The sequence below is a fragment of the Mycobacterium novum genome (assembly GCF_010726505.1).
GTDB lineage: Bacteria > Actinomycetota > Actinomycetes > Mycobacteriales > Mycobacteriaceae > Mycobacterium > Mycobacterium algericum.
In genome coordinates this window covers 415,298-429,142 of the sequence record NZ_AP022562.1, presented here as the reverse complement: position 1 = coordinate 429,142, position 13,845 = coordinate 415,298, and the positions used below count along the sequence as shown (strand labels likewise).

Genomic DNA, 13,845 nt, shown 5'->3' with positions numbered 1-13,845 from the left:
TGTCCATGACCGTCACCGTCATCACCGATTCGTCGGCGTGCCTGCCCGTGGAGCTGCGCGACCGATGGGGTATCCGGGTGGTTCCGCTGCACATTCTGCTCGACGGCGCCGATCTGCGCGACGGCATCGATGAGGTGCCCGAGGACATCTATGCCCGCGACGGCGTCAGCACGGCCGGAACCAATCCGGAGGAACTCACCGACGCCTACCGGGCCGCGCTGGCCGACAGCGGTGGCGACGGCGTGGTGGCGGTCCACATCTCGGCGGCGTTGTCCGGCACGTTCGGCGCCGCCGAACACGTCGCCACCCAGTTCTCCGGGGTCAGGGTCGTCGACTCGCGGTCTGCGGCGATGGGCACCGGGTTCGCGGCGCTGGCCGCCGCGCGCGCTGCCGCCGGCGGCGCCGACATCGACGCCGTGGTGGCCGCGGCGGATGCGGCTGTGCTGCGCAGCCACGCCTATCTGGTCGTGCACCGGCTGGACAACCTGCGCCGCAGCGGCCGGATCGGCAGCGCGGCGGCCTGGCTGGGCACCGCGTTGTCGCTCAAGCCGCTGCTCGCCGTCGATGACGGAAAACTCGTGTTGGCACAGCGCATCCGCACTGTCGGCAAGGCCGTCGCCTCGATGATCGACCGCGTCTGTGAGGTGGTAGGCGATCGGCCGGCCGCACTGGCCGTGCATCACGTCGCCAATCCGGAAGGGGCTCGTGAGGTGGCCGACGCGTTGGCCGAGCGGTTACCGGCCTGCGCACCGGCCCTCATCACCGGCCTGGGTTCGACGTTGGCGCTTCACGTCGGGGCGGGCGCGGTGGCGGTCTGTGTCGACGTCGATCCCACCGCGGGCCCCGGCCAGGTCTGACCACGTTCTACTGCGTGGCAAACCTGTCGGTGTCGGCGGTGGGCTCGGAATGCGGACGGTGCGCCGCGATGCCGCGGATGTTCTTATTGGGACCCCACGGCCGGACCACCTGCGGCCACCAGAACCACTTGCCCAACAGCGTCGCGATCGACGGCATGAAGAATGCGCGGACCACGAAGGTGTCGAGCAGCAACCCGATCGCCACGGTGGTGCCGTACATGCCGATCGCCTTGAGATCGGAGAAGAACATGATGCCCATGGTCGCCGCGAACACCATGCCCGCCGACGTCACCACGCCACCGCTGCCGGCCATCGCCCGGATATAGCCGGTCTTGAGCCCGGCATGGATCTCCTCTTCGAACCGGGAGACCAGCAGCAGGTTGTAGTCCGACCCGACCGCCAGCAGCACGATCACCGCCAGCACCAAGGTCACCCAGTAGATATGTTGACCGAAGATGTGTTGCCAGATCAGCACCGAGATACCGAAGGACGCGGCGATCGAACTGGACGCGGTGCCCAGGATCACCGCGGCGGCCACCAGCGAACGGGTGATCATCATCATGATCAGGAAGATCAGCGTCAGCGACGCGACCACCGCGATCAACAGGTCATACTTGGCGCCGTTCTGCATGTCCTCGTAGAGGGCGGCCATCCCGCCGACGTAGACCTTGGCGTCCGACAACGACGACTGCTTGAGGGCCTCCTGCGCGGCGATCCGTTCCGGTTCGACCCGCTTGATGCCCTCGGCGGTGGCCGGATAGGTCTGGTGGGTTACGAAGAAGCGCGCCGACTTTCCGTCCGGCGACATGAACAACCGCAGCCCGGTCTGGAAGTCCTTGTTGTCGAAGGCTTCTGCGGGAAGGTAGAAGAAATCGTCGTTCTTCGAGTCGTCGAAACTCTGGCCCATCATGATCTGGGTGTTGCTCAGATCCTCCATCTGGTTGATGAACGCCGAGAACGTCGAGTGCACGGTCAACACCAGACCGCGCATGATCTTCATGGTGTCCACCACGGCCGGCAGCAACTCGACCGCCTGCGGCAGCAGTCGGGCCGTCTTGGTGATGTCTGCGGAGAGGTTGTGCATCTCCTCGGAGAGTTGGTCGACGCCGTCGGTGGTGTCGAATGTGCTCCGCAGTGCCCAGCACATCGGGATGTCGAAACAGTGTGGTTCCCAGTAGAAGTAGCTGCGCAGCGGCCGGAACTGGTCGTCGAAGTCGGCGAGGTGATCGCGGATCCGATCGGTGACTTCCACCGTGCGCCGGGTGACTTCGGCGGTGTCGTCGAAGGTCCGGTCCACCTCCTGCAGGTAGCCGTACATCTCGATGAGTAGCGAGATGTCCTTGTCCAACTGCTGGGAGATCGTGTCGATGTCTTTGATCCGGTCCTTGAGCGTCTTCATGTTCTGCATCATCAGCTGGTTGGCGGCGCTCAGCTGAAACGGAATCGAGCTGTGCTGAAGCGGAATCCCCAGCGGGCGGGTGATGTCCTGGATCATCGCAATGCCGTGTACCCGCATGATGTTCTTGGCGACCCGGTCCAGGACCAGCATGTCGGCCGGGTTACGCATGTCGTGGTCGGAGGTCACCATGGTGATGTCCGGCGCCATCCGGGCCGCCGAGAAGTGCTTCTCGGCGGCGGCATAGGCGACGTTGACCGGTGTGTCCTTGGGCAGATACTGCCGGTCGTCGTAGCCGGGTTTGAAGCCGGGTAGGGCGACGAGCCCGATCATGATGATGGCCAGGCTCGCCACCATGATCGGTGCGGGCCAGCGCACCACCGAGATCCCGGCACGGCGCCAGAACCCGCCCGGCTTGGCCGGTTTGGGGTCGAGCAGCCCGAAGCTGGTGACCACGACCAGCATGGCGGGTCCCAGGGTGAGCGCCGCGGCGACCACGACGATCATGCCCACCGATACCGGAATGCCCATGGTGTGGAAGTAGGGCAGCCGGGTGAAGTACAGCACCGCCGACGCCCCGGCGATGGTCAGCCCCGATCCGAGCACGACGGGGGTGACACTGCGCACGGTGGTGTAGTAGGCGTCGACCCGCTCCTCGCCGGCCAGCCGGGCCTCGCGGTAGCGGCCGATCAAGAAGATGCCGTAGTCGGTGCCGGCGGCGATGGCCAGCATCACCATGATGTTGACCGCGAACGTCGTCAGGCCCATGACGTTGTTGAAGCCGAGGAAGGCGACGACACCACGAGCGCAGATCAATTCCAACAGGGTCAGGAACAGCTGCGTCAACATCGCGCCGAACGAGCGGAAGACGATCAGCAGCATGACCGCGATCGCGGCGATGGTGAACAGGGTGATCTTCACCAGGCTGGCGTCGCCGATCTCCCGCAGGTCGGCCGTCAGCGCCGCCGGCCCGGCGACGTAGGCCTGCACTCCGGGTGGCGCCGGTGTGTCGTCGATGGCCTTGCGGACCGCCACCACCGAATCGTTGGCTTCGGTCATGCCCTGGTTGCCGACCAGGTTGAGCATGATGTAGGCCGCTTTGGCGTCGGAGCTCTGCACGCCCGCCGCGGTCAGCCGGTCTCGCCAGAAGTCTTGCGCGTGCTCGACGTGGTCGGTGTCGGCGACCAGCTTCTTGACGATCTCGTCGTAGTAGTGGTGGGCATCGTCGCCGAGCTCGTCCTCGCCGACGACGACCATCATCACGGTGCTGTTGGACTTGTACTCCTGGAAGTTCTCACCGACCAGCTGACTGGCGATCATCGACGGCGCGTCCATCGGCGCCAGCGGTGCGGAGTGCTCCTCGGAGATCACTTCCAGCTGGGGCACAAGAACGTTCACGATGACGGTGAGCACGATCCAGGCGATGATGATCGGCACCGCGAAGACGCGCAGCATGTGCGCGAAGAACGGTCGCTTGACGTGCGGGTCCTGCTGCTGATCGAGCTGGTTGCGGATGCGTTTGATCATCCGGACTTCACCAGGCAGAAGGTCTGGGCGTTGATACCGGTGGCACGCCGCTCATCGAGCAGCCGGTCATCGATCTTGATCCGGCAGCCGATCTCACCGGAGTTGCCCTGCACGATCATGTTGGCCTGCACGGCGGGAAGCACCGTGACGACGGTGTAGGACCACGGCAGCGGCACGTCGTTGATCTGGTGGACGTTGGCCTCGGCGTCCCAGTAGTTGATGTCGGCTCTGGTGCCCGGCGGCCCGAATGCCTCGTATGCGACGTACTTGGGGTTGAACTGCACGATCTCGATGCCGGCGCCGGCGTGGGGGTTGAGCTCCTGAGAGGCGAACACCTTGTGCAGTCGAGTGACGATCACACTGGATACGAAGATGACCACGATGAAGACCAAGGGAATCCAATACCGTCTGAGTATTCCGCCGATCGGGATCGTCTTCATATCACCGCCTTCCGCTGGTCGATAGTGCGGTCGAACGCGGGCAGCGGACAGTTTGTTCCCCGGCTCGGCCGGAAGCGTCGAAGGCTGCCGCAAAATCGTCCCCGGGCAGCATAACCTTCGATTGGCTAACGATCGCAACAAGCCTTTTTCGAGGCTCGCCGGTTCGTAAGTGGCCGGTAGCGCGGCACCGACGACCAGGCTTCAGTAGCATGGCCGCTGATGCACGGTCTGGTGAATGGCGTCCGATTCGGCGCAGTGGTCATCGTGGTAGCGCTGGCGTTGGCTGGTTGCAGCGGCAGGTCAGGCTCGAAAGCGGTGGAGTCGACCACGCCGGAAGCGTCCTGGTCGGGTCCGGACGCGCCGCCGGACCCGCGGACCTTGCTTCGGGCCGGTGACCTCGCCGTTTCGCAGGTGCCCGAGAGCGTGCTGATCTTCATCGAGAGCCAGTCCAGTGACGCCGGAACCTGGAAGGCCCGAGTGGTCACCTCCGACGGCGCCGAACGGCAACTCAAGATCGGATCCGACGGGGTGGCGGTGCTGGTCGGCCCGACTGCGACCGAGGACAGCGACGCCGACAAGGCCAAGCGCCGCGCGAACGTCGAAGGCGCCCGCCTGGACTATCGGGCGGCGGTGAACAGGGTGTTGACCGCGGTTCCCAACGCCTCGATCACCGAGCTCAGTCTGCTCGACATGAACGGCACCGTCGTCTGGGATGCCGACGTCTGGGACACCGACCTGGTCGAACGCGACGTCACCGTCGACGCGGCGTCCGGGGCGATCACCACCGACCGGTAGGTCTGAGTCGGCGGTCCAGCTTCGGCTCTCCTTCGTCGAGCCTCGCTAACCGCCGGCGCGGCCGGTGACGGGTGGCAGGTCGGCCAGCGTGACGATGCCCGGCGGGGCGGCGACCACAGCCGGCACCGCGTTGGTCACCGGCATCGCCGTATAGATCGAGCCCAGGCCGTTGAGGTTCGGCTCGCTCCAGTCCTTCGGTGGCAGGCAGTTGATGACGGTGCGCATGTTCGGCAGCCCGAACACCTGGATCACGTGGCCGTGCGCCACCGGCTTGGGCGGAGTGACGTGGCTGCCCATGATCCAGTTGAACCCCACACTGACGACGTTGCGGTCGCCGGCCCAGCCGCGGTGATACCCGAAGACACTGCCCACCGTGCCGGCGGGGATCTTCATGAAGCCCAGGTCGCTGTCACCGGTCGCGGCGGTGAACTGCACGTCGAAAGTCATCTTGTCCAGTTGCGCGCCGATCGCGTCGGCCATCATGGCCGCAGACTCGGCGAACACCTCGCTTTCGACGCGGACACTTTCGGCGAGCCCGGGAATGCCGGGATCCTGGCCGAAACCCATCGCCGCCATGGTGGCCGCCGACTCATAGGTCGAGCAGTCCACCGACTCGGTGATCCGGATCTCGTCGACCCGTTCGCACGCCCCGGACAGCACCATGCCGACCATGTTGGTCAGCCCGGGGTGCGCGCCGCTGCCGAACATCGTCGAGTTGCCCGCCCGGCAGGCGTCCTCGATGCGGTTGCGGTCTTGCGGGGTCTGCTTGCCGCCGGTGATCCACGCCGCGGTGGAGCACACGTTGACCCCGGCTTCGAGTAGCCGGACCAACTCGTCGATGCTCGGCCACAGGGGGTTGTAGCAGCAGGCGTCGGGTTTGAGCGCGATCAGCGCGTCGATGTCGTTGGTGGCGGTGATCCCGGTGGGACCCGTCTCGGCGGCGCAGCCGGCCAGCTCGGCGGCATCCACGCCGACCTTGTCCTTGCCGTGGGCATACACACCGACCAGCTCCATGTCGGGACGGCCGATGATGGCGTGCAGCGAGCGCTGCCCGATGTTGCCGGTGGTCCATTGGATGACGCGCAACGGTGTGTTCATGGCCCACCACCATATTCGGGTGCGCCGAGACGGCTGTTGTGGCACCGTCGGATCTTGTGACCGGCGTGCAGGTGCGTACCGCGACCGACGGCGACTGGCCGGCAATCGTGCTATTGGAAAATACCGGCTTCGGGACGGTCCACCATCCTGATGACCTTGCCGCCTTCCGCGATCTGGTGCCGGCCGGCGGCACGGTGGTGGCCTGCGAGGGCGCCACGGTGATCGGCGTGGCGTTCTATCTGGACCTGCGCTTGACCGTTCCCGGTGGGGCGATTCTGCCGGCCGCTGGAATCAGTGGGGTGGTGGTGGCGCCGACCCACCGCCGGCGCGGGGTGCTGCGGGCGATGTACGACGAGTTGCACCGCCGCATAGCTGATGCCGGCTATCCGATCGCAGCGCTGACGGCCAGCGAGGGCGGGATCTACGGCCGGTTCGGTTACGGCCCGGCGACCGTCGACCACGGGCTGAGCGTGGATCGGCGATTCGCAGTGCTGCATGCCGACGCGCCCGACCCCGGAGGTGTGCGGCTGGTCGAGACCGCCGAGTGTGGCGGCGAATTCGCCGCCATCTATGACCGGTGGCGCGTCATCACTCCGGGCGGACTGCTGCGCCCACAGCCGCTCTGGAACGACCTGCTCGCCGACCGGCCGGAGGAGCGGGCCGGCGGCACCGCGCTGTTCGCGCTGCTGCATCCCGACGGTTACGCGCTGTACCGGGTGCACGGTGAACACCCGAAGACGGCGCGGGTCGAGGAGTTCCGGGCGGTGACCGCCGAGGCGCACGCGGCGCTGTGGCGCGCGCTGCTGGGGCTGGATCTGATTCAGGAGGTCGCCATCGGCACCTATCCCGACGATCCGCTGCCGTACCTGCTGACCGATACCCGGCTGGCACGCACCACCGGCCGCAAGGACCACATGTGGTTGCGCGCGATGGACGTCCCGGCCGTGTTGCAGGCTCGCCGCTACGCCTGCGAGCTGTCCGTTGTCCTGCAGCTGAATGACGGATTCCGTAGCGACGGTGGGCGATTCGCGTTGACGGTCCGCGACGGACAGGCAAGCTGTGAGCGCACCGAGGCGCCGGTTGACGCCGAGCTGGATCTCGATGTGCTGGGCATGCTGTATCTGGGCGTGCACCGGGCGTCGGTGATGGTCAGGGCCGGCCGGCTGCGGTGCGACGACGAGGCCGTGGTGCGCCGGCTGGACACCGCCTTCGTCAGCGACGTCCCGGCGCAGCTCGGATTCTTCTTCTAAAGCGTGTCCTTGCCCGGAGCCTACAGCTTGGCCAGGTCGTAGCTGCCCAGGTTGTCCATCAGCACGTGTAGCTGGTCCTGCGATGAGCCCAGGGTGTGCTCGATCGCGGTGAGCCGGGCTGCCAGGTGGCCGACCGGGTACTCCCAGGTCACCCCGATTCCGCCGTGCAACTGGATGGACTCCTGGGCGATATGCCGCCCGGACCGGCCGACCTGCAGCTTAGTGCGTGCCGCGATCACCGGGTCGAGGTTGCCGTCGGTGATCGACATGGCCGCGTAGAGGTTCATGCTACGGGCCAGTTCCAGCGACACGTACATGTCGGCGGCACGCTGAGTCAGGGTCTGGAAGGTGTTGAGCGTCACCCCGAACTGCTTGCGCGTCTTGAGGTAATCGGTAGTGAGCCGCAGTGCCTCTTCCATCGCGCCGACCGCCTCGGCGCACACCGCCGAGGAGATCCGGATCATCGCGTGCTCGATGGCCCCGGTGGCGTCGGTCGCCTCGCCGAGCGGGCTGCCCGGCGCATCGTCCAGGTCGATCTGGGCGCCGCGCTGGCCGTCGAAGGTCCGGTAGGGCCGGCGGGTCAGGCCGTCGGCGCTGCCGTCGACCACAAACAGCCCGGTCCCACCGTCCGGAAGTGCGGCGCTGACCACCAGCGTGTCGGCGCGGTCCCCGGTCAGTACGGGGTTCTTGCGCCCGCTTAACACCCACGAATCCCCTTGCCGCACCGCGGTGGTGGAGACCTGCGCAGCCACGCCGCGCATCCCCGGCTCGGTGTGGGCGAACGCCAGGATGTGCTCGCCCCCGGCGACGGCGTCGAGCAGTTCCCGCTGGTCGGCAGTGCCACGTTCGGCGATCAGCGCGCCGGGCCCGAGCGCGCCGTGGATGACCGGCTCAGGGGCCAGCCGCCGGCCCATCTCGGTGAGGACCACCATGATCTCCAGCGGACCGGATTCGTCCGGGTCGAAGCCCAGACCGAGAATCCCGGTGTCGGCCAACTGTTTCCACACCTGTGGATTGAAGCCGGGGTCGGCCTCGATGACGTCGTTGCGGGTCTCGGTGTCGTAGCCCGACAACATCGAACGGGTGGTGTCGCGCAGCAGAACCTGCTCGTCGCTGAGTTGAAAGTCCATGACCGTGGTACCTCCTACAGGCCGAGAATGGTGGACGCGATGATGGTGCGCTGCACCTCGTTGCTGCCGCCGTAGATCGACGTCTTGCGGTAGTTCAGGTAGGTCGGGGCGGCGTGCTGGGCCCACCCCGGTGACGCGATGTCCTCGCCTGCCTCGTAGGGCAGCGCGTCGGGGCCGGCCAGCTCGACGAACAGTTCGGTGACGGCCTGCTGCAGCTGGCTCCCGCGCAGTTTGAGCACCGACGACGCCGGGTTGGGCTTGCCGTCCACCGAGTCGCTCGATACCCGCATCTGGGTAAGTTCTAATGCCAGCAAATCGTTTTCGGTCTCGGCGAGTCGCGCCGCGAACAGCGGGTCGTCGAGTGCACCGAGCTCCTTGGCGCGCGCCTTGACCTCGGCGAGCCGGACTTTGGTGCGGGTCACCCCGGCAATTCCGGTGCGCTCGTTGCCGAGCAGGAACTTCGCGTAGGTCCAGCCGTGGTTCTCCTCGCCGACGAGCTGATCGGCGGGCACCCGCACGTCGGAGAAGAACACCTCGTTGACCTCGTAGCCGCCGTCGATGAGTTTGATCGGTCGCATGGTGACACCCGGTGTGGATACCTCGAACAGCAGGAAGGAGATACCGGCCTGCTTCTTGGGTGCTTGCGGGTCGGTGCGCACCAGGCAGAAGATCCAGTCTGCGTACTGGCCGAGCGTGGTCCAGGTCTTCTGGCCGTTGACGATGTAGCTGTCGCCGTCGCGCACCGCCGTGGTGCGCAGGCTTGCCAGGTCGGAGCCCGCATCGGGTTCGGAAAAACCTTGGCACCACCAGATGTCCAGGTTGGCGGTAGCCGGCAGGAAGCGTTCCTTTATTGCCTGGGAACCGAATTCGGCGATCACCGGTCCGACCATCTTGGCGTTGAAGGTCAGCGGCTCGGGCACCGATGCCAATTGCATCTCGTCGAGCCAGATCTGGTGCTGGGTCAGCGTCCAGTCCTTGCCGCCCCACTCGGTCGGCCAGTTGGGCACCGCCAGACCGTGGGCGTTGAGAATCCGCTGGGTGGTGACGATGTCGTCGGGAAAGATCGACTCGCCCCGCTGGCTGCGTTCCCGGATCTCGGCGGGGATCTCGGAGGTGAAAAAGGTACGCAGTTCGTCGCGGAATGCGGATTCTTCGTCGGTGAGTGCCAGTTGCACGGCGGACTCCTGGGTCGGGATGGAAACGCAGACTGGTATGCACACTAATCCGAGCCCGCCATGGCCGGTCCACAAGGCCGGTATCGTGCGTTTTTGTACGCTTGACCGCATGAGGCGGTCGTTGTTCGCGCTGTGCGTCCTGTTGTCGGCGGTGTCGTGTTCGCCGGAACCGGCCAAGCCCGCCGAACCGGCGCCGCGGCCGTCGGAGTCGCCGGCCGCCAAACCGGCCGCGCACATCGGCCAGACGCTGGACCTGATGCGGATCGGCGGGCAAAAGATCGCTGTGACGTTGACCGAGGTCATCGACCCGGCCACCGTCCCCAACGGCTGGGGCGAGGCTGGCAAGACCTACGTCGCGGCCAAACTGCGGATCGAGAACGCCGGAACGACGACCATCGTCGGCAACAGCAACAGCGATGTCTCGGTGGTCGGTTCGGACGACCACGACTACCAGGCTGATTTCGCCACCGTGACCGAATGCCAGGACGTCGGCTACGGCTGGTTCCTGATCGCCGCCGGTTCGTCGAGCACCGGTTGCGTGGTGTTCGCGCTGCCGTCGGGGGTCACCGCGACGAAGGTGCGTTACTCACCGTCCTCGGGCATCTCCCAGGATGTCGGCGAGTGGTTGAACCCGTAGCAGCGGCTTTCTGCACAGTGGCGCGTTGATCCACAATCGCGGGCCGCGCCCGGCGCCGGACCGGGTCGGCCGCCGGCGCCGGCATCTACGGTCGGCGCATGGCACCAGAACCACCCGGCGAGCGGCTGCAGCGGCGGCTCGGCCTGCTGCCCGAACCCGACCGCACCGAGAAAGCCGCCGAGCCCGGCGACGAAGCAGACCCGAACTCGTTGCTGCCGCGCTGGCTGCCCGACGCCACGGACGCCGGTTGGCTCGCCAAGGTGCGGGCTGATCCGGGCCGCGCCGGCGCGATCGCCTTGGCGGTGATCGCGGCGGTCGCAGTGCTCATCACCGTGTTCACGGTGGTCCGCGACCGGCCTGCGCCGGTGCTCAGCGCCAAACTGCCTCCGGTGGAGATGGTTTCGACTGCCAGCACGCGCGGCGCGGAGCCATCGGCAGATCCTGCGCCGGTCGCGGATCAGGTGGTGGTCAGCGTGGTGGGGTTGGTCCATAAGCCGGGGTTGGCGACGTTGTCACCCGGTTCCCGGATCGCCGATGCGCTCACCGCAGCCGGCGGGGCGCTCGACGGTGCGGACACCATCGGGTTGAACCTGGCCCGCCCGGTGGTGGACGGCGAACAGATCGTGGTCGGCCTGGCGCCGCCGGCCGGGCCGCCGGTACTAGGCAGCTCCGTCGGTGCGGCATCGCCGCCACCGGAGGCTCCCCGCAGCAGTACCGCGCCGACGGCGACGGCGACCAAACCCGAGCCGAAGGGCGGCGAACCGGTCAACCTCAACACCGCGACCGTCGAACAGCTCGATGCCCTGCCCGGCGTCGGGCCGGTGACCGCGGCAGCCATCGTGGCCTGGCGGGAAGCCCACGGCAAGTTCGCCGACGTGGACCAACTCGGCGATGTCGACGGGATCGGCCCGGCGCGGCTGGAGAAGCTGCGTGCCCTGGTGCGTGTCTGAGGCGTGGCTCAGCCACCGGCCCCGGCGCCACCGGCGGCCCGGCTGGACGTTCGGTTGGTGCCGGCGGCCCTGACCGGCTGGGTGGTCACCGCCGCCGGCATCCAGTGGCAGATCGGCGGCACCTTGGCGGCGCTGTGCGCACTGATCGGCGTCTCGGCGGCGCTGCTGTGGCGGCACGGCGGGCGCACGCGGCGGCCCGGTTATCGGCTGGCCGGTGCGGTCCTGGCGGCGGCGTCAACGGTGGGGGTGGGGTTCGGCTGGGCTGTCGCGCTGCGCACCGAGTCGCTGAGCCACCACCCGATCACCGCCGCATTCGGCCGCACCGCCCCGGTCACGGTCACCCCCAGCGAGAGTCCACTGCCGGCCGGCGCCCGTCGGCTGATGTTCCGGGCCACCCTGCAGTATCTCGATGGTGCAGAATCCTCGGGCCGGGTAGTGGTTTTCGCGTCCAATATCGAATTCGGTGACGTAATGGTGGGCCGGTCTATGGCGTTCCGCGCCAAAATCGCCCGTCCGACGCGGCGCGACCTGACGGCGGCGGTGCTGACCGCCACCGGCGAGCCGACGTGGGGCGATCCCGGACTTGTTGCGCGGAGTGCACATCAGGTGCGCGCGCGGTTCGCGGCCGCCGCCGGGCGGGTACTGCCCGGCGAACAGGCCCGGATGCTGCCCGCGCTGGTGCTCGGTGACACCTCGGCGATCACCGCCGCGACCGGGCGAGAGTTCCGGGCCGCGGGCTTGACGCACCTGATGGCGGTCTCCGGCGCCAACGTCACCATCGTCTGTGGTGCGGTGTTGTTTTCGGCGCGGCTGGTCGGGCCGCGCGCTGCGGCGGTGCTGGCCGGGGTCGCGTTGCTGGGGTTCGTCATCGTGGTGCAACCGACGGCCAGCGTGGTGCGGGCGGCGGTGATGGGGGCGATCGCGCTGCTGGGCGTGCTGTCGGCGCGACGGCGGCAAGCGATTCCGAGTCTGGCCGCCAGCGTGCTGGTGCTGCTCGCACTGGCCCCGCAGCTGGCCGTCGACGTCGGCTTCGCCCTGTCGGTGGTGGCGACGGCGGCATTGGTGCTCATCGCGCCGGTGTGGACGGCGCGGCTGGTGGCGCGCGGTTGGCCCGAACCCTTGGCTGCCGCGGTAGCCGTGGCATGGGCGGCAAACTTGGTCACCGCGCCGCTGATCGCCGGTATCTCCGGTCGGCTCAGCCTGGTCAGCACGCTCGCCAACCTCGCGGTCGCGGTGCTCGTCGCGCCCATCACCGTGCTGGGCAGCGCGGCGGCGGCGCTGTGCGGGTGGTGGCCGGCGGCCGCCGAACTGCTGATCCGGTTCACCGGCCCCGAACTGTGGTGGCTGGGCCACGTTGCCCACTGGACCGCCGGGGTCCCTGCCGCCACCGTGTCCGTGCCGGCAGGGGCGGCCGGGGTATTCGGCGTCGGCGCCGCTGCCGTCGCGATCGTGCGCTGTTGGCGCTGGCGGTGCTGCCGGCGGATGCTGACCGTCCTGGTCGTATGCCTGCTGGCGTGGTCGGTCACGGAGGTGTTGACCGGCTGGGCGGTTGTCGGGGCTGCGTGACACGATTGGCGGGTGAGCCAACCGGTTTCGCCGCTACACCTGATCCTCGGTGACGAGGAACTGCTGGTCGAACGGGCCGTCGCGCAGGTGCTGGCGGCGGTGCGGGCCCAGGCCGGCAGTGCCGACATCCCGGTTGACCGGTTGCGGGCCGGCGAGGTCGAGGCCGGCGAACTGGCCGAACTGCTCAGCCCGTCGCTGTTCGCCGATGAACGTGTGGTGGTGCTGGAAGCCGCCGGCGAGGCCGGCAAGGATGCGGTGACCCTCATCGGCGCGACGGCCGCCGACGTCCCGCCGGGCACCGTGCTGGTCGTGGCGCATTCCGGCGGGGGACGGGCCAAGGCGCTGGCCGGGCAGCTGCGGCAGCTCGGCGCCGAGGTGCATCCGTGCGCGCGTATCACCAAGGCCACCGAACGCGCCGACTTCGTCCGCGCCGAGTTCCGCCGGCTCAAGGTCCGGGTTGACGACGCCTGCGTCACGGCGCTGCTCGACGCGGTCGGCTCCGACATCCGCGAGCTCGCCGCGGCCTGCTCACAGCTGGTTGCCGACACCGGCGGGCATGTCGACGCCGTCGCGGTGCGCCGTTACCACAGCGGCAAAGCCGAAGTGAAGGGCTTCGACGTCGCCGATCGGGCGGTCGTCGGGGATGTCGAAGGCGCCACCGAGGCGTTGCGATGGGCGATGATCCGGGGCGAGCCGCACGTGGTGCTGGCCGACGCGCTGGCCGAGGCTATCCACACCATCGCCCGGGTGCGGCCCAAATCCGGAGACCCCTACCGGCTGGCCGGCGAGTTGGGCATGCCGCCCTGGCGGGTGCAGCGGGCACAGAAACAGGCCCGGCATTGGTCGCAGGAATCGGTCGCCGCCGCGGTGCGGCTGGTGGCGGGCCTCAACGCCGACGTCAAGGGCGCCGCAGCCGACGCCGACTACGCGCTGGAGGCAGCGGTGCGCAAGGTCGCCGAACTGGCCGCCCGCTGAGGAGTGCCGAACAGTCGCGAAAGCCCCCGAATTCCGACCGGAACGGGGG

At 68.1% G+C, this 13,845-nt stretch carries 12 protein-coding genes; 7 read left to right on the top strand and 5 right to left on the bottom strand.

Features of this window, described 5'->3' with window-relative positions:
* The first annotated feature begins 5 nt into the window (after positions 1-5).
* Positions 6-857 (top strand): DegV family protein, encoded by an 852-nt coding sequence (locus G6N19_RS01965; protein WP_013828427.1) that lies wholly within the window; start codon positions 6-8, stop codon positions 855-857.
* A gap of 7 nt (positions 858-864) precedes the next feature.
* Here G6N19_RS01965 and G6N19_RS01960 read toward each other — a convergent pair whose 3' ends face one another.
* Both G6N19_RS01960 and G6N19_RS01955 read right to left on the bottom strand, forming a co-directional pair.
* Complete coding sequence (locus G6N19_RS01960) at positions 865-3,780, bottom strand: MMPL/RND family transporter (RefSeq protein WP_013828428.1); 2,916 nt, start codon at positions 3,778-3,780, stop codon at positions 865-867.
* Positions 3,777-4,220, bottom strand: a complete 444-nt coding sequence (locus tag G6N19_RS01955; protein WP_013828429.1) for an MmpS family transport accessory protein — start codon at positions 4,218-4,220, stop codon at positions 3,777-3,779. Before G6N19_RS01955 ends, G6N19_RS01960 begins: the two co-directional genes overlap by 4 nt.
* 219 nt (positions 4,221-4,439) lie before the next feature.
* On the opposite strand from G6N19_RS01955, the gene G6N19_RS01950 reads away from it, so the two are divergent.
* A complete protein-coding gene (locus G6N19_RS01950; RefSeq protein WP_049792870.1) occupies positions 4,440-5,015 on the top strand; it encodes a PepSY domain-containing protein in 576 nt (191 codons plus the stop codon).
* 45 nt (positions 5,016-5,060) lie between these two features.
* Here G6N19_RS01950 and G6N19_RS01945 read toward each other — a convergent pair whose 3' ends face one another.
* Positions 5,061-6,113 (bottom strand): NAD(P)H-dependent amine dehydrogenase family protein, encoded by a 1,053-nt coding sequence (locus tag G6N19_RS01945; protein WP_193465669.1) that lies wholly within the window; start codon positions 6,111-6,113, stop codon positions 5,061-5,063.
* A 38-nt stretch (positions 6,114-6,151) separates the two neighbouring features.
* Between G6N19_RS01945 and G6N19_RS01940 the strand changes: the two genes are divergently transcribed.
* On the top strand, positions 6,152-7,363 hold the full coding sequence (locus G6N19_RS01940; RefSeq protein WP_013828432.1) for an enhanced intracellular survival protein Eis: 1,212 nt from the start codon (positions 6,152-6,154) through the stop codon (positions 7,361-7,363).
* 20 nt (positions 7,364-7,383) lie between these two features.
* Here the strand turns inward: G6N19_RS01940 and G6N19_RS01935 are convergent, their stop codons facing one another.
* On the bottom strand, positions 7,384-8,493 hold the full coding sequence (locus tag G6N19_RS01935) for an acyl-CoA dehydrogenase family protein (RefSeq protein WP_013828433.1): 1,110 nt from the start codon (positions 8,491-8,493) through the stop codon (positions 7,384-7,386).
* A gap of 14 nt (positions 8,494-8,507) precedes the next feature.
* On the bottom strand, positions 8,508-9,668 hold the full coding sequence (locus G6N19_RS01930; RefSeq protein WP_013828434.1) for an acyl-CoA dehydrogenase family protein: 1,161 nt from the start codon (positions 9,666-9,668) through the stop codon (positions 8,508-8,510).
* Positions 9,669-9,777: 109 nt separating this feature from the next.
* Between G6N19_RS01930 and G6N19_RS01925 the strand changes: the two genes are divergently transcribed.
* From G6N19_RS01925 to holA, 4 genes are all read left to right on the top strand, one after another.
* Entirely contained in the window at positions 9,778-10,305 is a 528-nt protein-coding gene (locus tag G6N19_RS01925; RefSeq protein WP_041317602.1) for a DUF4352 domain-containing protein, read from the top strand.
* 98 nt (positions 10,306-10,403) lie between these two features.
* A complete protein-coding gene (locus tag G6N19_RS01920; RefSeq protein ID WP_083036323.1) occupies positions 10,404-11,255 on the top strand; it encodes a ComEA family DNA-binding protein in 852 nt (283 codons plus the stop codon).
* Positions 11,256-11,258: 3 nt separating this feature from the next.
* Positions 11,259-12,821: a ComEC/Rec2 family competence protein gene (locus G6N19_RS01915; protein ID WP_193465668.1), complete on the top strand. Its 1,563-nt coding sequence runs from the start codon at positions 11,259-11,261 to the stop codon at positions 12,819-12,821.
* Positions 12,822-12,833: 12 nt separating this feature from the next.
* A complete protein-coding gene (holA, locus tag G6N19_RS01910) occupies positions 12,834-13,796 on the top strand; it encodes a DNA polymerase III subunit delta (protein WP_083036321.1) in 963 nt (320 codons plus the stop codon).
* Positions 13,797-13,845: the final 49 nt, after the last annotated feature.